Here is a 22,704-nt window from a genome sequence, read left to right as displayed (position 1 = left end):
GTTCCGTAGATACAGAATTTATCGATAGTTAAATTTCTTATATAAGTCTATTCATGTTTAAGCATATTAGATGAAGTTTATGCATAGAAATGCATATCAGGCAGTGTGACCGCCTAGCTGCCTGGCTATCTTGATTAAGAACATGTCGATTCTTCAGCGAGACCTACCAAACTGAACTATTTTGTGGGCCAGGCCTAAAAGCCTACGCTAACACGCTGCAGAATCATAATCACCCGCATATGAACTGCCTCCCATTTCTTATGTCCAAGAAATGGGAGGCAGTTCAGAATAGGCGGCCGTTTAATTTTACTTATGAGACAAAGTTACTCTGCTGAAGAGGTAGAGGAACCTTCCTCATTGGTGTTCTCAACTACTGGTGCAAAGGTATTCTCGCGCTTGAGGATATTCATGAACTCCTCGCCGGTGATAGTTTCCTTCTTCTGCAGGTAGTGAGCAATCTCATGCAGCTTAAAGCGGTTCTCTTTAAGCGTCTGAAGTGCACGCTGATGGCCCTCTTCAACAATACGCCTAACCTCAGCATCAATCTCTTCAGCTGTTGCTTCAGAGCAGGTGAGGGAAGAGCCACCACCAAGATAACGGCTTTGCTGCTGGCTGAGGGTAACCATGCCAAGTTTGTCAGACATGCCGTACTGCGTGACCATAGCGCGAGCAATAGCTGTTGCACGCTCAATATCGTTGGAAGCGCCATTGGTCATCTCGCCAAAGATAAGTTCTTCAGCTGCGCGTCCACCACAGAGTACAGCAATCTCATCCATTGCCTGGCTCTTGCTCATCAGATAACGCTCGTCATCCTCAACTTGCATGGTAAAGCCAAGAGCTCCGCCAGTACGAGGAACAATGGTGATCTTGGTAACAGGAGCATCGTTTTTCTGGATGGCACCAACAATTGCATGGCCGGTCTCGTGATAAGCCACAACGTCCTTCTCGTGCTCAGAAAGAACAGTGTTCTTCTTCTTTGCGCCGGCAATAACAACGTCAACGGACTCAGCAAGGTCTTCGGTGGTAACACGACGGCGACCAAAGCGAACAGCACGAAGAGCTGCCTCGTTGATGATGTTTGCAAGGTCTGCACCGGATGCGCCTGGTGTGGACTTAGCAATAATAGAGAGGTCAACGCCTGGCTCCATCTTTACATCATTGGCGTGAATCTGAAGAACTGCCTCACGACCCTTAAGGTCTGGAAGCTCAACAGGAATACGGCGGTCAAAACGGCCAGGACGCAGAAGTGCCTTGTCCAAGGTCTCAGGGCGGTTGGTTGCTGCAAGAACAACAATGCCCTTGTGGTTATCAAAGCCGTCCATCTCAGAGAGCAGCTGGTTTAAGGTTTGCTCACGCTCATCGTTGGAGTTGAGAGAAGCATCACGGCGCTTACCAACAGCATCAATCTCGTCAATAAAGATGATGCAAGGAGCCTTTTCATTTGCTTGCTTGAAGAGGTCACGGACTTTTGCAGCACCGCGTCCAACAAACATCTCAACAAACTCAGAGCCGGCAATCTGGAAGAAAGGAACGCCTGCCTCACCAGCAACTGCCTTAGCAATGAGGGTCTTACCAGTACCTGGAGGGCCTACAAGCAGGGCACCACGAGGGCAACGAGCACCAATCTCTTTGTACTTATCGGGAGTCTTAAGGAAGCTAACAATCTCTTGCATAGACTCTTTAGCTTCTTCTTGGCCAGCAACGTCTTTAAACGTAATGCCTGTGTCTTCTCCCTTAATTTCTTTAGCACTTGAGCGACCAAGATTGCCGCCAAGACCTCCAAAGCCGCCACCAAAGTTCATGGAAGGACCATCGTCACCCATGGCGCGTTTAAGGGAACGGTTGATAAAGTAGCCAATGCCCAAGAAGAGAACAAGAGGGATGCCATACTGAATAAGGGCATAGAGCAGCATGTTTGTAGAGTTGTCAGGAATAGAAGCCGAGAAATCAACTTTGTGGTCTCTAAGCGTCTGAACCAGTGTTGAATCATTAGGGAATTGCGTGGTCTCAAAGACCTTCTCGGAATCTCCAGAGCCAGTTGTAAACCTAATGTTTCTGCTGCCCGTATTAAGGTCTACCTTGGTGACTTCATTGTTGTCAATCTTGTTAAGGAACTCACTGTACGAGACAGTTTGTACCTGTTGACGCAAAAGTCCTGGTAATAATGTGTTGCTAAGCAGGAGATATACAAAGATGGCTACTGCAATATAGAGTAGCATCGACATAGATCTACGGTGCTTGTTATTGTTATCTGCCATACACGTCCCTTTACCTGTTTGGCTCAAATGTGATATGAGCTCACTTAGATATTAGGTTTGTTTTACCCAATCTACATTTTTTATTTCTATAAAAATTTAAAATTAGGATTCCGCATAATTTGTTAAAAACGGTTTACGCGTGTGTATTACTTAGTTCAATGAGCACAAGACGTGGTAGTATTACTAACACAAGCTGTGATGAGGACAGTAGCTGGGTAGCGCAAATCTCAAGCGAGCGGAGTTGGTGGAAGTCCGCATTTGCGTCCGTGTGAATATCACCTCGGAGCTGCAGTTCAAACGTACAGGTTTTTGTACTAGTAGATGCTGCCGGAAATGGTCGCCGTGACAGGCCAGCCGAGTAAACGGACATATCCGTCGCTGGGTGGTTACAACGAAGTGTATTGTGGCGCTTCGTCCCAGCTGTGAGGGACGGGCGCTTTATTTGTGCCCAGAAAGGTTGTGCTTGATGGCAAACGAGTACAAAAAGACCACCAACCTGCCAAACACAGGCTTTCCTATGCGCGCATCACTTGCGCAGAACGAGCCTCAGCGTTTGGCTGATTGGGACCAAAACAACGTCTATGAGCTCCTGATGAAGAAGAATGAGGGACATGACAAGTTTGTCCTTCATGATGGACCTCCTTATGCAAACGGTCCAATTCACCTGGGTCACGCACAGAATAAGATTTCCAAGGACATCATCAACCGCTATAAGGCTATGCAGGGCTTCCAGACTCCTTATGTTCCTGGTTGGGACTGCCATGGTCAGCCAATCGAGCACAAGGTTGAGCAGATGCTTGGCACAGAGAAGTTCAATCAGTTATCTACCGAGAAGATCCGTGAGCTCTGCCGCAAGATGGCGGTTGAGCAGGTAGACACCCAGCGTCAGGGCTTTAAGCGCCTTGGTGTTCTGGGCGAGTGGGATAACCCTTATCTCACTTACGTCAACGATTACGACGCAACTGATGTTGAGATCTTCAAGGCAATCTACGACAAGGGCTCTGTGTATAGAGGTACCAAGCCTGTTCACTGGTGTACTCATGACCACACAGCTCTTTCTGAGGCAGAGATTGAGTATCACGATGTCACCTCTACTGCAATCTTTGTTCGCTTTGAGCTAACTACGGTTCCTGAGGGTCTTGAGGCTTACGCAGGTAAGACTTGGGTAGACATCTGGACTACAACTCCATGGACAATGCCTGCTGACGAGGCAGTTATTCTGCACCCTGAGGCTAACTATGTTGCTCTTGAGCTTCCTGATGGACACATAGAGATTGTTGCTGAGGCTCTTGCAGAGAAGGCTGCTACCAAGTTTGGTTATACCGATTGGAAGCTTGCTCAGGACGCAGAAGGTAATACTTGGAAGAAGACTGGTGTTGAGCTTGCAGGCAATGAGTATAAGCAGCCAATCTTTGGTGACCTTGGTAACACTGGTAAATTTATCTATGCAGAGTACGTTACCCTTGACGACGGTACTGGTGTTGTTCACTCTGCACCTGGTCATGGCGTAGACGACTATAACGCTGGTGTTCGCTTTGATATTCCACAGACTATGCCTGTTGATGATGACGGTCACTTCTTCAAAGGTGACGGTCAGGGCACTGGTGGCCCCTTCTCTGGTATGGAGGTCAATGAGGCTAACCCTGTCATTGTTCAGTGGCTCAAAGACCGTGGAACGCTCATTCTTGCAGAAGAGATTACCCACAGCTATCCACACTGCTGGCGTTGTAAAGAGCCCGTTATCTTCCGTGCAACAAGCCAGTGGTTTGTCTCCATGGATAAGACTGGTCTACGTCAGCAGGCAGCAGAGGAGCTTACAAAGGTTAAGTTCTATCCTGCAAACGCGGTAAAGCGTATTGGTTCTATGGTTGAAGGCCGCCCTGACTGGTGCATTTCCAGGCAGCGTAACTGGGGTGTTCCAATCCCTGCTTTCACCTGCGAGGATTGCGGCGAAACCGTTATCAATGACCAGACACTTGACGCTGTCATCAAGCTTTTCCGCGAGAAGGGCTCTGATGCTTGGTTTACCGACGATCCTAAGACCTATTTAGGAGACGCTTGCGTCTGTCCTAAGTGTGGCGGCCACAATCTCAAGGCAAACAAGGATATTCTGGACGTTTGGTGGGATTCTGGTGTTTCTCACACTGCTGTTTGCAAACACCGTCCAAACCTTAAGTTCCCAGCTGATATGTATCTTGAGGGCTCCGACCAGCACCGTGGTTGGTTCATGAGTTCTCTTATGACTTCTGTTGGAGCTTACGGAGTTGCTCCTTACAAGTCTGTTGTCTCACAGGGCTTTACGCTTGATGGCCAGGGACGCAAGATGAGTAAGTCTCTGGGCAATGTCATTGATCCAAATGCCGTTTGTGCTGAACGTGGCGCAGACGTCCTACGCCTTTGGGTTGCTTCTGTTGACACTTCAACTGACGTTCCTTGTGACGATGCTATTCTTTCCCAGGTAGGCGATGCATACCGTAGGTTCAGAAACACCCTGCGCTTCCTTCTTGGCGAGCTCGAGGGCCAGTTTGATCCTGCTACTGATGCAGTTGCTGTTACAGACCTTGAAGAGTACGACCGCCTTGTTCTTGCACGTATGTGCGAGGTTCATGCTGCAGTCACTGAGGCTTACGAGGGATATCGCTTCAATAACGTCTTCCGTACCCTCTACGATTACATCATTGAGCTTTCCAACGGTTATTTGAACGCAACTAAGGACCGTATGTACTGCGATGCTGCAAATTCTGCAACTCGTCGTAGCGCTCAGACCGTCTGGGCAGAGATTCTCTCCATGCTTGTTCATGACCTGCAGCCAATTCTGGTTTACACCACCGACGAGGCTATGCAGTTCCTGCCAGAGTCTATGCGTGACGGCCAGAAGTACGCAGCTCTTCTCGACTGGTATAAGGCTCCTATGAGCACTGACGAGTACACAGCACTACTTCCTGCATATCAGGTACTGGTTGATGCTCGCGCCGCATACACTAAGGCATACGAGACCGCTCTTGAGGCAGGTGTTGTTACAGAGAAGACCACGCAGGCTACTCGTGCAGAGGTTACCCTTACCGCTGAGCAGGCTGCATCCATTTCTCATGCTGGCCTTGACTTTGCTGAGGCATTTGTCTGCTCTGAGGTTACCGTCTCCGAAGGTTCTGAGCTGAGCGTAAGCGTCTATCCTGCAAACGGCGAGCGCTGCGACCGTTGCTGGAACTATCGCGAGCTTGGTGAGGATCACCTTTGCCACCGCTGCCACGACGTTGTTGCGTAAATGAACACTGACCAGCAGCAACATACAACTCACACACTCGTGACCCGTCTTGCAGCTCTCTGCGGGGCGGGCGCTGTTGCCTGTGTGCTTGACCAGGTAACCAAGCTCTGGGTACGAACCTCAATTCCAGAGGGAACTGCAATACCGTTTATTCCTGGTGTTATGGAGCTCTTCCATGTAAGTAACACCGGTGCAGCGTTTTCTGTGGGCTCTGGAAACGCCCTCTTTTTTGTAGCTCTCACTGCCGTGGTCATAGCCGCTTTGGTGAGCTTTGTAGTTCGCGAGAAGAACCTCCCGCTGCCGCTTATTGCGCTTTTGGGAGGCGTCGCAGGTGGCGGAATTGGTAACGCTATCGACCGTGTTTTGTATGGTCAAGTTACTGATTTCTTTGCTACAACGTTTGTGAATTTTGCCGTGTTTAATGTGGCGGATATCTTTGTAACTTGTGGCATCCTTATTGCTTTTGTGTACTGGATGGTTTGGGACAAAAAGCAACAGCAGGGTAGTGGCAATGAATGAGCGTATCGTTGACATACTAGTTGGACCAGAAGGGGACGGCGTCAGATTAGATGCGTTCCTTTCTGCCCAAGATACACTTCCCTCAAGAAGTGCCTGTGCAAAGCTGGTAGAAGAGGGAAGAGTAACCATCAACGCTACGCTGGCTACCTCCAAGTCAGAAAAACTTATGTTGGGCGATAGGCTCTTAGTGTCTCTTCCAGACGCAGAGCCTCAAACGGGACTTTTACGTCCAAACCCAGACATTCCCCTTGATATTCGCTTTGAGGACCAGTACCTCATAGTGCTCTCCAAGCAAATTGGCCTTGTTTGCCATCCATCGCCTGGCCACGTTGATGACACCCTAGCAAATGCGCTGGTAGCACATTGTGGCTACGAGCACTTAGGAATGCTTCAGGGAGAAGAACGTCCTGGTATTGTGCATCGTCTTGATATGGATACCTCTGGTCTTATGCTGGCAGCAAAGTCAGACGAGGCGCAAAAGGCTCTTCAAGACCTCATTAGGCTGCGCGTGCTTGACCGACGCTACATTGTGCTGGTGCAAGGCTATGTTGCCCTTGATTCTGGCACTATTGAAACGGGCATTGCGCGCTCAACGCGAGACCGTCTCAAAATGACCGTATCAGACGCGCCTGGCGCACGAGAGGCCATCACCACCTTTAGAACGCTTGAGCGCTTTGAAGCGGGCAGAAAAGGCGAGGGTTACTCGCTTCTTGAGTGCCATCTCTATACAGGTCGCACACACCAGATTAGAGTTCACATGCGACACATTGGTCATCCTGTTGTCGGCGATCAGCTCTACGGTAAAAAAGATACAAGCCTTAACCTTGGTCTTAACAGACAGTTTTTACACTCCTGGCACGTTCAGTTTGAGCACCCTTTCACGGGCGAGAATATCGTGGTAGCAGACACACTACCAAAAGACCTGCAAGAAGCCCTACTTTCTCAAAGCACTATGTCTATGGGAAGGACTTCTGTAGGCGATGAGATTTGTCCTCAGTTGTTTAAAGCTTAATTTCACGTTCAGGTCTATTTCGGCTAAACTAATACATTAGTGAGATTTACATTTTGTTGTAGGTGCAGCTTGAGTTTTGGCTGTTGATATGAGCTTAGGGATGTTATATGCCATTGCAATTTAACAGACTCGGTATCACACCAATTGTTGTTTTTAACTTTATTATCTGGCTTTTCTTTACACTCGCGTACTTCTATCAGATTGTGTATATCCTTCGCGTCTTAGTTAAGGGTGAGGTAAAGCTTCCAAAGGCAAAAAAGCAGCACCGCTACGCTTTCTTTATTGCTGCCCACAACGAAGAGCCAGTTATTGGCAATCTTGTCAGATCTATTCTTTCTCAGGATTATCCTCGAGAGCTAATGGATGTCTTTGTCGTTGCAGACGCTTGTACTGATAAAACAGCTGAAGAGGCAAGAAAAGCTGGAGCAATTACTTGGGAGAGAAATGACCTTGCTCGTAAAGGTAAGAGCTGGGTTATGGATTACGGTTTTGATCGTATTCTTAATGAGTACGGTGACAAATACGAGGCCTTCATTATCATGGATGCCGATAACCTGGTTTCTCCAAGCTACTTGAAGATTATGAATCAGGCTTTTGACGCAGGATATCTTGTCTGCACCAGTTACAGAAACTCAAAGAATTTTGATTCTAGCTGGGTAAGCTCTGCCTATGCCACCTGGTTTATGCGGGAGGCAAAGTTCTTGAATAACGCCCGTATGATGATGGGCACTAGCTGCGCTGTTTCTGGTTCCGGCTGGATGGTTTCTTCTCGCATTATTAAAGGTATGCATGGATGGGATTTTCATACTCTCACCGAGGATATTCAGTTCTCCACCTTCTGCAGTGCTCATAACATCCAAATCGGTTATGCGCCCGCAGAGTTTTTTGATGAGCAGCCTTTAACTTTCAAGGCGTCATGGACACAGCGCATGCGTTGGACAAAAGGCTTCTATCAGGTGTTCTTCTCGTATGGCTTTGATCTACTTAAAGGTATTTTTAAGGGTCAGTTTGCTTCATACGATATGCTGATGACCATTGCTCCAGGCATGATTTTGACACTGCTTTCAGCCTTTATTAATGGCACCTACTTGCTGGTTGGCTATTTGAGCCACGGCTTTGTTGCTACTGACGCAGAGATTGCTATGAGCGTGGGATCTTTGGTCATGACGGTTTTCTCGATGTATGCGGTCTTCTTTATTTTGGCGCTTATTACCACTATCTCGGAGTACAAGCATTTCCACGTAAAGAAGAAGTGGCGTATTTTTACCAATCTCTTCACGTTCCCTATTTTTATGATGACGTATATCCCTATTACCGTTGCGGCTTTGTTCAAAAAGGTTGAGTGGGTTCCTACTAAACATGACATTGCTGTTAACTTTGAGGATGTTATTGCTTCAAGTGGGAGTTCAAATTAAATAATTAGCTCCACTGGTGGTACAATGCCAAAACACGTTGAGCATGACCGGTAGGTCAGGAGGGAGCCAAAAACAATGGCAAAGTTCTTCGAAGGCGAATCGCATACATTTTCTGAGTATCTTTTGGTTCCTGGCTATTCATCAGCTGAGAACATCCCTGCAAATGTTTCTTTGAAGACTCCTCTTGTAAAGTTTAAGCGTGGCGAGAAAAGCGCAATTGAGCTCAACATTCCTATGGTGTCTGCAGTAATGCAGTCAGTTTCTGGTCCTCGTCTGGCAATTGCCTTGGCCCAGCAGGGTGGCATTGCCTTTATTTATGGCTCTCAGTCTGCTGAGAATGAGGCTCAGATGGTTCGCGAGGTTAAGAGCTACAAGGCAGGCTTTGTTGTTTCTGACTCCACCCTTACTCCAGAGATGACCCTTGGTGACGTGCTTGATCTTAAAGAAAAGACCGGCCACTCCACCATGCCTGTCACTGATGACGGCACTTCTCGCGGTAAGCTCGTAGGTATTGTTACCTCTCGTGACTATCGCCCTTCTCGCGATGATCGCTCTAAGCTGGTTTCTGAGTTTATGACCCCAGCTGATAAGCTTATTACCGCAGCTGAGGATACCACCCTTAAAGAGGCAAATGACCTTATCTGGGACAATAAGCTCAACACCCTTCCTATTGTCGATAAGAACGGTCACCTGGTCAGCCTTGTATTCCGCAAGGATTATGATTCCCACAAGTCTGCTCCAGATGAGCTTCTTGATGACTCTAAGCGCTACATGGTTGGCGCTGGTATTAATACTCGTGACTATGAAACTCGCGTTCCTCTGCTTGTTGAGGCTGGTGCTGATGTTTTATGCATTGACTCTTCTGAGGGTTATTCCGAGTGGCAGAAGCGCACGCTTGAGTGGGTTCGTGCAACTTACGGTGATTCCGTCAAGATTGGCGCAGGTAACGTTGTAGATGCTGAGGGCTTCCGCTTCTTAGCAGAGGCTGGCGCTGACTTTATCAAGATTGGTATCGGCGGCGGTTCTATCTGTATCACTCGTGAGCAGAAGGGCATTGGTCGTGGTCAGGCAACCTCTGTTATTGATGTTGCTCGCGCTCGTGATGAGTACTTTGAGGAGACTGGCGTCTATATTCCAATCTGTTCTGACGGTGGAATTGTCTATGACTATCACATGACTTTGGCTCTTGCTATGGGTTCTGACTTCATGATGCTTGGCCGTTACTTTGCTCGCTTTGATGAGAGCCCTTCTGACCGCGTTATTGTTAACGGCTCTTACATGAAGGAATACTGGGGCGAGGGTTCTGCACGTGCTCGTAACTGGCAACGCTACGACCTTGGCGGCAACAAGCGCGGTCTTTCCTTCGTTGAGGGCGTTGACTCCTATGTTCCATATGCAGGCCCTCTAAAAGATGGCGTTGATGCATCGCTTTTGAAGGTCAAGTCCACCATGTGCAATTGTGGTGCACTTGATATTCCAGAACTCCGTGATAAGGCAAAGATTACACTTGTCTCTTCAACTTCAATTGTTGAGGGCGGCGCACACGACGTCTTGCTGAAAGATTCAAACCAGCAGGTCAGCTACAATTTCCGTTCATAACTCACAGGATGTATGGACTACGAGCGTCACCAAGTATTTTGCTTGGTGACGCATCGCTATAAGAAAGGGGAACTCGTGGAAAACGAGGAAGTACAGAACGTATCCGATACAGGTGATTTTCCTGCCTACGATGCCGAGGCCATTGAAACTAAGTGGCAGCGTGTCTGGGAAGAGCAGAATCTTTACAAGACAGAAGAAGACAGCTCAAGGCCTAAAAAATACGTTCTAGAGATGTTCCCTTATCCTTCGGGCGATCTTCACATGGGCCATGCTCGTAACTACACCATTGGCGATGCTATGGCTCGTCAGGCTCGTATGCGTGGCTTTGACGTTTTGCATCCAATGGGCTTTGACGCTTTCGGTCTTCCTGCAGAAAACGCTGCTATTAAGCACAATACTCAGCCTTCTGTGTGGACTCATAAAAATATTGACCAGGCTGTAAAGACCATGTTCCGCATGGGCTTTGCTTACGACAAAGACCGCATGTTTAATACATGTGACCCTGAGTACTACAAATGGGGTCAGTGGATCTTCCTCAAGATGCTTGAGAAGGGCCTGGTATATCGTGCAACAAGCCCTGTTAACTGGTGTCCTAACGATAAAACTGTTCTTGCAAACGAGCAGGTAGTTAACGGTAAGTGCTGGCGCTGTGGTGCGGTTCCAGAGAAGCGTGAACTCTCTCAGTGGTACCTGCGCATCACTGATTACGCGCAGGAGCTTCTTGATGACCTTGACCAGCTTGAGGGCTGGCCAGAGCGTGTTCGTGCCATGCAGGCAAACTGGATTGGTCGCTCCGAGGGTGCAGAAATTGACTTTACCCTGGCAGATACCGATGGTGTTACGCCAACCGATACCAAGATGACTGTATTTACCACTCGTGCAGATACCATCTATGGCTGCACCTTCATGCTTCTTCCACCAGAGTCCAAGCTTGCTGCTGAGCTGGTAGGGGATTCAGAGTACAAGGCTGCCTTTGACACTCTTCACGAGGAGGCCGTAAAGGTTTCTTCCATTGATCGTCAGGGTACAGACCGCGAGAAACACGGTGTATTCACTGGTCGTTACGCAATTAACCCTGTCACCGGACAGACCGTACCAATTTGGGTTGCTGACTACGTCCTTCTCGACTATGGTACTGGCGCCGTTATGGGTGTTCCATCAGGCGATAAGCGCGACTTTGACTTTGCTAAGAAGTATGACCTGCCTATTGTTCCTATTATTTGCGAAGAGGGAACTGATATTTACGAGGAGCTCAAGGGAGTTTCCGAGTACAAGGTAACTTCCGTTGACTGGGACGGTCCAATGGATACCGTTGGTATTCTTGTTCAGTCTGGTCCTTTCACTGGACTTCGTGGCGGTAAGCATTCCGAGGCAGAAGAGGCAGTTGTTGCCTATCTGACCGAGCACAACGTTGGACGTAGAACTGTTCAGTTCCGCCTTCGTGACTGGCTCATCTCAAGGCAGCGTTACTGGGGCAATCCAATTCCAATGATTCATTGCGATTGCTGTGGTGACGTCCCAGTTCCTTATGATCAGCTCCCTGTTACGCTTCCAGACAATCTTGACCTGGCAGCAGGAGATACTCTTGCTGAGTGCAAGGAGTTTGTAGAGATCACCTGTCCTCAGTGCGGCAAGCCCGCCAAGCGTATCACTGATACCATGGACACTTTTACCTGCTCTAGCTGGTATTATCTGCGCTACTGCGATCCACACAACACCGAGCTTCCTTTTTCTAAGGAGTCAGTGGACCGCTGGATGCCGGTAGATAACTACATTGGTGGCATTGAGCACGCAATTCTGCACCTTCTGTATTCTCGTTTCTTTACTAAGGTCCTTCGTGACCTGGGCATGATTGCTATTGACGAGCCATTTAAGAACCTGATGACCCAGGGCATGGTCAAGGATGAGCATGGCGACACCATGTCAAAGTCAAAGGGTAACGTGGTTCCTCCAAGTTCTGTCATTGAGCCTTACGGTGCAGATACAATGCGTCTTGCCATTCTCTTTGTTGCTCCACCAGAGAAGGATTTTGACTGGGACGAGAAGGTCGTTGCAGGTGCAAACCGCTTTATCAAGCGTGCTTGGCGTGTGGTTTGGGAACTCTCTCGCACCGCTGATGCTTCTGCCGTACTCGACCACACAGCTTTGGATGCAAAGTCGCTTGAGCTCAACCGCGTCCTCAATGCTATGGGAATCCGCTGCACCACTGAGTTTGACAAGGGTCAGTTCAACACTGCTATTTCTGCAGTCATGGAGCTGGTTAATGCGGCAAGCGCCTATATCAACGAGGTTCCTGCAGAGTCTAGAGATGCTGCACTTTGCTACAAGGTTGCAAATGATGTTGTTGCCATGCTGGCTCCAATTATTCCTCACTGGGCTGAGGAGCTCAGCCACGAGGCTCTGGGTAAAGACACGCCTGTCTATCACCAGCCTTGGCCAGAGTTTGACCCAGAGCAGGCAAAGAGCAATACCGTTGAAATTGCTGTTCAGCTTAAGGGTAAGGTCCGCGCTCGCATTGAGGTTGCTGCCGATGCTTCTGAGGAAGAGCTCACTGCAGCTGCAACTGAAGCAATTGCCGATCAGCTTGAGGGTAAAGAGATTAGAAAAGTCATTGTTGTTAAGGGTCGACTTGTGAATATCGTTGCCTAACAGCAAAAACACTTGACGAGAAGCCCTTTATCTCGTAAGATATCTCTAAACGTAGTTGTTATTAGTTGGAAGTGGGGTTGAGTTTTGACCCCGCTTCCTTTCTGTATGTAGATGAGGAGGTCAAATGCAAAACGAAGGTGCAACACAGAAAATCTTGTCCGCACTAGAGCAGGCTGCACTCAATCACCACATTGATATTGTTGATGTTGAGATTGTTGGTTCTTCTAAGTATCCTGTGGTCAGAGTAAGAATTGACCATGATGATGAGGCAGCAGAGACCATTTCTCTTGATGAAGTTGCTCAAGAAACATCATGGATCTCAGAGACCATAGATGAGCTTGATCCATTCCCAGCATCATTTACCTTGGAGGTTTCTTCTCCAGGAATGGCTCGTCCGCTTCGCCGTGCAAAAGACTTTGAGCGCTTTGCAGGAGAAGAGATTCAGCTTCAGACTACCGCCACAGAGGGACGCCGTAAATTTACCGGCAAACTCTTGGGCATTGAGGGTACAACTATCTCAATCCAGACAGAAGATGAGGTCTGTACTGTTGATTTGTCTGAGTTAAAGAAGTGCGTTATTAAACCAGTTTTTGATTTCTCGGCCTCAGCCAAGAAGTAGATAGAGAGGATTATTCATGGCATCTGAAATGATGGAAGCTTTGATGTTGCTTTGCCAGGAGAAGCACATCGATGAGTTGTATCTTCTGGACCGTTTGGAGCAGTCTTTGGCAAAAAGCTATGCTGACGTCCTCCATCTTGATTTTGGCGCTCGTGTCACCATTGATAGGGCAACTGGCCGTGTCTACGTCTACGAGCTTGTCCCTAAGGGTGAGCCAGATGAGGAGACTGGTGAGTACACCGAGTTTGACGAGGTAGACGTAACTCCTCCAGATACCAGTCGTATTGCTGCACAGCATGCTAAGGCAGAGATTAAGACCCTTGTGCGCAATGCCGCTCGTGCTCAGATTTATGATGAGTTCCGTGGCCGTATTGGTGACATCATCACAGGTACTGTTCTTCAGTCCACTCCTGATTTCACCATCATTAAGATTCGTGAGGGTGTTGAGGCAGAGCTTCCACACTTTGATCAGCGCCGTTTCCCTGATGAGCGCGATGAGCGTCCAGCAGGCGAGCGTTACCTTCACAACCAGCGCATTAAGGCAATTATCGTAGACGTTCGCGATCCTAATGCAACTCAGCCAGCAGTTCGTGGTGAGCGTCAGCGTCCACCAATTGTTGTTTCTCGTACCCATCCAGATCTTATCCGTCGTCTCTTTGAGCTTGAGGTTCCAGAGGTTTATGACGGTGTTGTAAGCATCCGCTCTATTGCTCGTGAGGCAGGCGTTCGTTCCAAGATTGCTGTTTCTTCCGTTGACGAGCGCCTTGATCCAGTTGGTGCTTGCGTTGGTCCTAAGGGCAGCCGTGTTCGCACCGTAGTTTCTGAGCTCCGTGGAGAGCGCGTTGACGTTGTGCCTTGGTTTGATGACGCCGCTCGTTGCGTTGCGTCTGCACTTTCACCTGCACGCGTTTCTCGCGTTATTGTTGATGGCGCTACGGGACACGCAACTGTTATTGTTCCTGATGACCAGCTGTCTTTGGCAATTGGTAAAGAGGGCCAGAATGCTCGCCTTGCTGCTCGCCTAACTGGTCTTCACATTGACATCAAGAACGAATCCCTTGCTGCAAGCATTTTGAACAACCTTCCTGAGGTTGTTGAAGAGACTGTTGACGAGGAAGAGATTGCTCATCGTTGTAAGTATGTGAGCCCTAACGGAACTCCTTGCCGCAATATGGCAAGACCTGGTTCTGATTTCTGTGGCATTCATGATGACATGGAGAATGCAGAGATTTCTTCTGATCCAGACTCACTAATCTAGTCAACTACCTGTAACTATCCCGTCAACCGGAAGGTTTTCATATATGGCAAAAATGCGTGTACATGACCTTGCCAAAGAATATGGTATGCAGAGCAAGGAATTGCTCGAGCACCTTGCGGACATGAAGATTCCTGCAAAGTCCGCTTCTTCTACGCTTGAAGATGCATATATCTCTATTGTTCGTAAGAAACTCCAGCCTATTATGGAGGCTCGTGCCGCTGAAATCGCAGCTCAGAAGGCTGCTGAGGAAGAGGCTGCTGCCAGGGAGGCAAAGGCTGCTGCAGAGGCAGCAGAGGCTGAGCGACTTGCTGCAGAGGCAAGGCGTGAAGCTGAGCGCGCTGAAGAAGAGAAGAAGCGCGCAAAAGAGGAGGCTGCTCGTAAGAAAGAAGAGGAGCGCCGCCGCGCTGAGGAGGAGAAGAAGCGTCTTGAGGCTGAAGAGGCCGAGCGTAATCGCGTAAAGGATACCGCTCCTAAGGCTGCTCCTTCCTTCAACAACCTGCTTGACCAGATTGCTCAGCAGGAAGAGGTATTGAAGCAGCAGGCAGCGGAGTCCGCTGCTCAGAAGAAGGCTGAGAAGGGACCTAGAAACCACGCTCGCGCTAATGCAAGCGATGCAAGTGGTGCTCCTTCTCGTCATAACTTCAAGAATGAGCGCGATGACGCCTCCATGTCTGATGAGCGTCCAAACGGTAAGCGCAAGAAGAACCGTCGTGGCGGAGATGACGGAGAAGATCGTTATAGCCGCATGGCACGTGAGGCTGAGGCTTACAACAGAAGCCGCGTTTTAGATGAGGCTCGCGTTGCTATTGAAGAGGCAAGCCGTGAGTCCACTGGCCGCCGTAAAAAGCGTAAAGAGCGTCGTCAGAAGCAGGCTGCAGAGGCTGCTATGGAGCAGCGTATTGAGGAAGCACTTGCAAACGACCAGGATATTTCCCAGCTTGATACCGTAAAGGTCCCTCAGGGTTCTACTGTCTCTGAACTTGCTGAACTTCTTGGTGTTCCTGCAAATGACATCATTAAGCGCCTGTTCCTGCTTGGCAATCCTTTGACGCTTACAGAGACTATGTCTGATGAGCTTATTGAGATTGTTGCTGATGACCTTGGTCGCCAGATTAAGATTATGTCCAAGGAGGAGGAGAATTCCTTCACCTTCTACGATGATCCTAAGGACTTGAAGCCACGTCCTCCAGTAGTTACCGTCATGGGTCACGTTGACCACGGTAAGACATCGCTTCTGGACGCAATCCGTCACACTGGCGTTGCAGCTGGCGAGGCTGGCGGCATTACTCAGGCAATCGGTGCTTCTCAGGTTACTATTAACGGCCGTGAGATTACCTTCATCGATACTCCAGGTCACGAGACCTTTACCGCCATGCGTGCTCGTGGTGCAAAGGTCACCGATATTGTCATTCTGATTGTTGCTGCAGACGACGGCGTTATGCCTCAGACCATTGAGTCTATTAACCACGCAAAGGCTGCTGGCGTTCCAATTGTTGTTGCAGTCAACAAGATTGATAAGCCAGGCGCAGATCCTACCCGCGTTCGTCAGGAGCTCACCGAGTATGGTGTTATTCCTGAGGAGTGGGGCGGACAGAACATGTTTGTTGATATCTCCGCTAAGCAGAATCTGGGCATCGACGATCTTCTCGAGACCATTCTTTTGCAGGCAGATGTCCTTGAGCTAAAGGCTAACCCAGATACCTTTGCGTCTGGTAACGTTCTTGAAGCTAAGCTTGACCGTGGTCGCGGCTCTGTTGCTACTGTTTTGGTTACACGCGGCACACTCCACATCGGTGACGCTCTTGTTGCCGGTATGGCATTTGGTCGCGTCCGTGCAATGCTTGATCCTAAGGGCAACTCAGTTACTACCGCTGGTCCTTCTGATGCAGTTGAGATTCTTGGTCTGCAAACCGTTCCTGGCGCAGGTGATGAGTTCCGCGTCTTCCAGGAGGAGCGCGACGCTCGTGAGCTTGCTGATCAGCGCGCCCTTAAGGCTCGTATTGAAGAGCAGAACCGTGTTAAGCACGTTACCCTCGAGAACCTCTTTGACACCATGGCTGACCGTGACGTCAAGGAGCTCAACCTCATCATCAAAGCTGACGTTCAGGGCTCCATCGAGGCTCTCCAGGATTCTCTGGACAAGATGGATCAGTCCGAGGTTCGTATCAGCACCATCCACTCTGCTGTTGGTGGCATTACCGAGACAGACGTTGTTCTCGCTGACGCATCCAACGCAATTATCATTGGCTTTGGCGTCCGTCCAGATGCAAAGGCTAAGCTTGCTGCAGAGCGCGTAGGCGTTGAGATTAGAACGTATAGCGTCATCTACAAGGCAATCGAAGAGATTGACGCAGCTCGTATTGGTATGCTTAAGCCAACTGAGCAGGAAGTCCAGACCGGCGTTGCTGAAGTTCGCGATACCTTCAAGGTACCTAAGGTTGGTATTGCTGCCGGCTGCATGATTTCTGAGGGTGAGATTTCCCGCGACGATAACATCCGCCTCATCCGTGACGGCTTTGTTGTCTACGATGGAAAGATTGCATCGCTCAGGCGCTTCAAAGACGACGTTAAGAGCGTTAAATCCGGCTATGAATGCGGTATTGGTCTTGAGAACTTCCAGGACATCAAGCCTGGCGACCAGCTCGAGGGCTATCGCATTGAGCAGGTGGCTCGTACCGAGTAAGAAGGGACAGCATGAAACAGAATCAGTTTTCTCGTCGTACTAATGAGATTGCTCGAGAAAAGCTCAGCTGGATCCTTTTGTTTGAAATTTCCGACCCTGATCTCCAGCTTGTGACTATCACAAGCTGCGAGGTCTCGGTTGATAAGTCCTTTATGCGCGCCTATGTAAGCTGTGAGCCTGATCGCTACGATAAGGTCCTTGCAGCTCTTAAGCGTGCTAAGGGTAGGATTCGCTCGCTTTTGGGCCATGCGCTGAACTGGCGTGTAACCCCTGAGCTTGATTTCAAAATTGATACAACCACCGATGAGGCTGAGCGTATTGCTCAAGCCCTTGAGGTTGTTCCACCAACGCTGGGTGTTGAGAAAGACGAGTTTGGATACCCTCTAGCTTCTGATGAAGAGAATTCTGACGAGGAGGCGTAAGTAAGTGACGTCACTGAATACAAAAGTCAGTCGTCCAGAGTTTGACGAGGTTATAGCTCTGATTGAGCAGGCCTCGTCAATCGTCGTTTGCGCACATACTTCTCCTGACGGAGATGCTATTGGCTCTGGATTAGCACTTTCTTCCATTATTCAGAGAAGATGGCCTAGCAAAACTGTCACTAATCTTTTGGCAGATGCTGATGGGGAAGTACCACGTATATACAAGTTTCTTGATGGTACTGAGAGCTTTGTGCCTGCAAATAAGTACGAGGGAACTCCAGATCTTTTTATCTGCGTAGATCTTTCTACTGCAGGTCGTTTGGCTGATGCAGAAGCGCTGATGGAGCGCTCCAAGACGGTAGCAGTTCTTGACCATCACCCTTATAACAATGTTTATTGGAATGCAGGACTTGTGCGTCCTGATGCGGCGGCAACTGGCGTCATTATCACCGAGTTTGCCTGTCATTTAGGCGCAGAACTTATTCCATCTGAGGCGCAATGTCTTATGTGTGCGCTGGTAACTGATACTGGTCGTTTCCAGTACCAAAACGCTGACGGCGAGGCTTTTGAGGTAGCAAGTTTGCTGGTGGAAGCAGGTGCTTCTCCATCTCAGATTGCACTTCATGTCTACCAGAGTGATCGTTTGGCCTATCTTCATCTTGCCGCAAAGGTTATGGGACGCATTCGTACCTTTGGTGAGGGACGTGTTGCCTACAGCTACGTTACTGCCGCAGATCTTTCTGCATCAGGTGTTCCTCTAGCAGAGATGGATGGCCTGGTAGACATTGTGCGCTGCGTTGAGGGACCAGAAATTGCTCTCTTCCTCAAAGAGGTTGACGGCGGAAAAGTTCGTGGCAATCTGCGTTCCAAATCTCAGCTAGATATTTCTGGCGTAGCTCGTCAAATGGGTGGCGGCGGACACACTGCAGCTGCAGGCTTTACCGCTGAAGGTACCATTGACGACGTATTCACCCAGATAGTTCCTCTGCTTATTGATCTTCTCGCGCTTGACAAGGAGTCATAGGTGAAGCGAGGAGCTAGTGGAATTAACGCACTTATTGCTGTTGACAAACCGCTTGGGCTGACCAGCCATGACGTGGTTTCTCGCGTTCGCCGTGCATTTGGCGAGAAACGCGTGGGACATGCAGGCACTTTGGATCCTAATGCAAGTGGCGTGCTGGTAGTGGGTATTGGACTTGCTACAAAGCTTTTGGGCCTTCTGACGCTTGACCGCAAGGGATATGTGGCCGACATTTCGTTTGGGGCTCGTACCTCAACCGATGATGCAGACGGTCAGGTCGTAGCTACTGCACCTGTTCCAGAAAGTCTCTATGATGAAGAGGTTGCTCGTGCTGCATGCGCAAAGCTGGTGGGTACGGTAGACCAGCTTCCACCTGCAGTTTCTGCAATCTCAGTTGATGGCAAACGTGCATATCAGCTTGTTCGTGAAGGTAAGACGCCAGAGCTCGCAGCTCGTAGAGTCTCTATTTACGACGTTACTCTTTTGGCAGTGCGCAAACCTTCTACTACGGATGAATCACTGGTATGGACGGTTGCGTTTGACGTTTCAAAAGGCACCTACATTAGAAGTATTGCTCGAGACCTTGGTCAGTCTCTTGGAACAGAGGCTCATATTAGTGGCCTGAGAAGGACCTTCTCTGGTCCAATCACGCTTGGTAGCTGCGCTTTATTAGAAGAGCTTGAACAAAGCCCAGCTCAGGTACTTGAAGCTAAACGCCTCAATCCAATTGAGGTTCTTGGATACCCTGTGCACAGGTTGGCTGCGGCAGAATACAAGTGTGTTGAGGTTGGAAAACGTTTTGGTATTCCGGAAGATCTCTCTGAGATTGCTCATAACTCGCTGGTCAGTCTTGTGTGGAATGAAGCTCTCGTAGGAATTTGGTCAAGGCAGGGTTCCTGCCTTGTCTGCCAGACTAACTTCTCTCAAGGTATTTTGTGTAAGTAAGGATGCACGTTGAACAAGGTAGAACGCATAGCACAATCCGTTTTGTATGGAAGTGAGTTGCCGGCTCCACGTGAGCTTGGTGATGCCGACTTTTATACATTGCGTTCTGACTGCTACAAGCAACCTTGCGTGTGCGTGCTTGGTGTCTTCGACGGACTTCATGAGGGCCACCAAGGGCTTCTCGCCAGCGCAAAAAAGGACGCCGAAGCTCGCAATGTACCACTTGTTGCTGTGACGTTTCTGCCAGACCCTGTTGAGGTGCTGTTTGATGGGTCTCCTCGACGATTACTCTCGGGAGAAGACAGGCTTCGTGCACTTGCCGCATGGGGAGTGGATGGCATCTTGGTGCATCACTTTACCCGCGAGTTTGCGGCATTGAGCGCTACGCAATACGTTGAGGACAAGCTGCTTCCAAGTGTTTCGGCTGTGTCCGTTCATGTGGGTTCTGACTTTGGCCTGGGCGCACAAGGAGCTGAAGGAAGCGCGTCGCTCACCTCGCTTGGACATAAGCATGGCTTTGCAGTTCACGCCCATGAGCTCTTTTGCTCAGGTGGACAGAAAATCTCTGCAACTCGCATTAGGGACTTGCTTGAGCAGGGTAAAGTTGAGGAAGCAGCAAGCCTGTTGGGCCGCTGGCACTTTGTGAGTGGCGTAGTCAAACACGGCCGAGGTCAGGGTACTGGTTTTGGTTTTCCAACTGCAAATGTTTCGCTTGACCTGCGTGATTGCATTCCTCAAGATGGCGTGTATGCGTGCTATGTGGTTCACGGCGCAACAGCATGGCCCGCTGCGGTTAATGTGGGAAAAGCTCCGTCATTTCAGTCTCAAACAGGGCCTTTGCTTGAAGCTAATCTCCTAGGTTTTAGCGGCAACTTATATGACTCGCAGGTTCAGACGGTATTTGTGAAGAGACTGAGGGAATCTATAAAATTTGATTCGCTTGAAGAGCTCAAGTGTGCCGTTCGTGGAAATATAGATTGGGTAGCCCAGAATCTGGGTACGACTTCATATAACTTAGGAAGCGGGGAGGTGGAAGATGATAACTGACGAAGATAAAGAGCGCGTAAGACAAGCCACAGATTTTGTCACGCTTGTTTCCGAGACAGTTGAGCTAAAACCCCGAGGTCAGGACTATTGGGGATGCTGTCCTTTCCACCAAGAAAAAAGCCCTTCATTCAAGATAAATCCTTCTACGGGTCTCTGGCACTGCTTTGGTGCTTGCTCCGAAGGTGGAGACATCTTTAGCTATGTCATGAAGCGAGAAAATCTAGATTTTCCTGACGCTATCAGATATCTTGCCGATAAAGCCGGAATTACCCTTACAGAAGAGGCTCGTGTTTCTAAGGGTCCCCGCAAGAATCGCTTAATCGAGTGCCTTACCGAGGCCGAGAATTACTTCCACTCCATGCTTATGCGCGGAAGGGGAGAAGGTCCTGAGGCGGCGCGTGCATATCTCTCTGGTCGCGGATTTGGTGCGGCTGTCTGCAAGCGCTGGAAGCTGGGATATGCACCTGGCAGAGGCGCGCTTGTAGCGCATCTGCGTAAATGTGGCTATACCACGCAAGAGATGATTGCTGCAAACCTTGCCATTGAGCGCAATGGTCGCATCAGCGACTGGTTCTATGATCGAGTGATGTTTCCTATTCATGATGAGCAGGGAAGAACTATTGCTTTTGGCGGTCGAATTACTAAAAAGGTAGAAAACGCTCCTAAGTACCTTAATACCAGGGACACTTCTGTCTTTAATAAAGGTAAGCACCTCTTTGCCTACGATGTTGCAAAAGAGACTATTGCTGCCCAGTCCGAAGCCATTATTTGCGAGGGCTACACTGACGTTATTGCCATGCATGAGGCTGGTTTTACCAACACTGTGGCGGCTCTAGGCACTGCATTTACGTCTGAGCACGTCAAACTCATCGATCGCCAGCGTGCACGCAAAATCATTTGCATGTTTGACGGTGATGCTGCAGGTCAACACGCTGCTGCTCGTGCCATTAAATTTATCGATAAAACAACCGCTGCGTTTCTCTGTGTTGTTTTACCTAATAACCAGGACCCCATGGAGTTTCTCGCCGAATCAGGTGCAGATAAGCTACGTCCTATCTTAGATGCAGCTCGCCCGCTTATGGACTTTGTTTTTGATGCCACCACAGCTCAGTTTGACTTATCTGTACCCGGTGGTCGAGTCAAAGCGCTTGAGGCTTTAGCGTCTCTGTTGGCCCCGCTCAAGACATCGGTGCTGCTGAGCGAGTATGCACTTCGTGTGTCCGATTTGCTTCATATTGATGTTGAGGAAGCAAAGCGCGCGATTAAGGCCGCGCCTATTCAAGATGACGCGTCAGATTCGCGCACTTCAAAGATGGCACGCAAACAGCCTCAGAAGAGTGCCCACACCTCTTCGTATAATTCTGCTCCTAAAACTCCAGCTTATGCCGAGGGTCCTTCATACGATGATGTTCCACCGTATAACGAGGCGACACCATATGATGATCCTTCATCGTATAGTGTTTCTGCTGATACGTATGAGCCACGAGGCTCACAGGGTCTCTCCGCGGAAGACCGCAGACAAGTCAACTCAGAGCTTGAGCTCTTAAGTGCTATGGCAACAAACTTGTCTTTAGTGCGAGAGTATCAAGACCGTATTGCAGACTTTGTCTGGGCCGATGCTCGTCATCAAACCATGGCATGGGCCATGCTTGCTACTCCAGAGGGCGCTACGCCAGCACAGGTTGTTGCCGCAGCTACGGCTGTTGAGCCAAATGCGGCAGCTATTCTTTCTTCTGGTCGCGTGATATCTGAGGGTAACTCCGATACGCGTCGCTCACTTGAGTTTATTGTGGATACTGTTGACTACTACTCGGTACAGCGCAAATTGCGAGAAATTCGATCAAATCTGCGCTCCAGTTCTTATGCAGGGGAGTCTTCAAGCGGAACACTTGCTGAAGAGCAACTTGCTGCTGCGCAGGAGCTTCAGACACGAGCGCTTGAGCTAGGCAAGAGGCTAACTTCAGGACAGTAAAAATACGCATTTTATGGGGA

The 22,704-nt window shown here is 49.2% G+C and carries 15 protein-coding genes; 14 read left to right on the top strand and 1 reads right to left on the bottom strand.

Annotation, left to right across the window (positions count from 1 at the left end; all coding sequences use genetic code 11):
• Positions 1-323 precede the first annotated feature (323 nt).
• A complete protein-coding gene (ftsH, locus tag RWJ43_RS00760; protein ID WP_314006731.1) occupies positions 324-2,258 on the bottom strand; it encodes an ATP-dependent zinc metalloprotease FtsH in 1,935 nt (644 codons plus the stop codon).
• Between the two features lie 466 nt (positions 2,259-2,724).
• Here ftsH and ileS point away from each other — a divergent pair, with 466 nt between their 5' ends.
• The 14 genes from ileS to dnaG all read left to right on the top strand — a co-directional run bounded on the left by ileS (position 2,725) and on the right by dnaG (position 22,684).
• On the top strand, positions 2,725-5,523 hold the full coding sequence (gene ileS, locus RWJ43_RS00755; RefSeq protein ID WP_314006730.1) for an isoleucine--tRNA ligase: 2,799 nt from the start codon (positions 2,725-2,727) through the stop codon (positions 5,521-5,523).
• A complete protein-coding gene (gene lspA / locus RWJ43_RS00750; protein WP_314006729.1) occupies positions 5,524-6,042 on the top strand; it encodes a signal peptidase II in 519 nt (172 codons plus the stop codon).
• Entirely contained in the window at positions 6,035-7,054 is a 1,020-nt protein-coding gene (locus RWJ43_RS00745) for an RluA family pseudouridine synthase (RefSeq protein WP_314006728.1), read from the top strand. Before lspA ends, RWJ43_RS00745 begins: the two co-directional genes overlap by 8 nt.
• Positions 7,055-7,161: 107 nt before the next feature.
• Positions 7,162-8,469 carry a glycosyltransferase family 2 protein gene (locus RWJ43_RS00740; protein ID WP_035430915.1) on the top strand — a complete coding sequence of 436 codons (1,308 nt, stop codon included), beginning with the start codon at positions 7,162-7,164 and terminating at the stop codon, positions 8,467-8,469.
• Between the two features lie 75 nt (positions 8,470-8,544).
• A complete protein-coding gene (locus RWJ43_RS00735; protein WP_314006727.1) occupies positions 8,545-10,068 on the top strand; it encodes an IMP dehydrogenase in 1,524 nt (507 codons plus the stop codon).
• A 75-nt stretch (positions 10,069-10,143) separates the two neighbouring features.
• Entirely contained in the window at positions 10,144-12,717 is a 2,574-nt protein-coding gene (gene leuS, locus RWJ43_RS00730) for a leucine--tRNA ligase (protein WP_314006726.1), read from the top strand.
• A gap of 124 nt (positions 12,718-12,841) precedes the next feature.
• Positions 12,842-13,336 (top strand): ribosome maturation factor RimP, encoded by a 495-nt coding sequence (gene rimP, locus RWJ43_RS00725; protein WP_314006725.1) that lies wholly within the window; start codon positions 12,842-12,844, stop codon positions 13,334-13,336.
• 16 nt (positions 13,337-13,352) lie between these two features.
• Positions 13,353-14,594 (top strand): transcription termination factor NusA, encoded by a 1,242-nt coding sequence (gene nusA / locus RWJ43_RS00720; RefSeq protein ID WP_035427693.1) that lies wholly within the window; start codon positions 13,353-13,355, stop codon positions 14,592-14,594.
• Positions 14,595-14,637: 43 nt separating this feature from the next.
• Entirely contained in the window at positions 14,638-17,277 is a 2,640-nt protein-coding gene (gene infB, locus RWJ43_RS00715) for a translation initiation factor IF-2 (RefSeq protein ID WP_314006724.1), read from the top strand.
• Between the two features lie 11 nt (positions 17,278-17,288).
• A complete protein-coding gene (gene rbfA / locus RWJ43_RS00710; RefSeq protein ID WP_313993229.1) occupies positions 17,289-17,699 on the top strand; it encodes a 30S ribosome-binding factor RbfA in 411 nt (136 codons plus the stop codon).
• 4 nt (positions 17,700-17,703) lie between these two features.
• Positions 17,704-18,723, top strand: a complete 1,020-nt coding sequence (locus RWJ43_RS00705) for a bifunctional oligoribonuclease/PAP phosphatase NrnA (RefSeq protein ID WP_314006723.1) — start codon at positions 17,704-17,706, stop codon at positions 18,721-18,723.
• Positions 18,724-19,665: a tRNA pseudouridine(55) synthase TruB gene (gene truB, locus RWJ43_RS00700; RefSeq protein ID WP_314006722.1), complete on the top strand. Its 942-nt coding sequence runs from the start codon at positions 18,724-18,726 to the stop codon at positions 19,663-19,665.
• Between the two features lie 9 nt (positions 19,666-19,674).
• A complete protein-coding gene (gene ribF / locus RWJ43_RS00695; protein ID WP_314006721.1) occupies positions 19,675-20,712 on the top strand; it encodes a riboflavin biosynthesis protein RibF in 1,038 nt (345 codons plus the stop codon).
• Positions 20,702-22,684, top strand: coding sequence for a DNA primase (gene dnaG / locus RWJ43_RS00690; RefSeq protein ID WP_314006720.1), 1,983 nt, complete (start codon positions 20,702-20,704; stop codon positions 22,682-22,684). Before ribF ends, dnaG begins: the two co-directional genes overlap by 11 nt.
• Positions 22,685-22,704 lie beyond the last annotated feature (20 nt).

The sequence above is a fragment of the Lancefieldella parvula genome (assembly GCF_963530955.1).
In the GTDB taxonomy this organism is placed as follows: domain Bacteria; phylum Actinomycetota; class Coriobacteriia; order Coriobacteriales; family Atopobiaceae; genus Lancefieldella; species Lancefieldella parvula_A.
The sequence above is the reverse complement of the archived record's forward strand: the minus strand, read 5'-3'. Positions and strand labels throughout refer to the sequence as shown.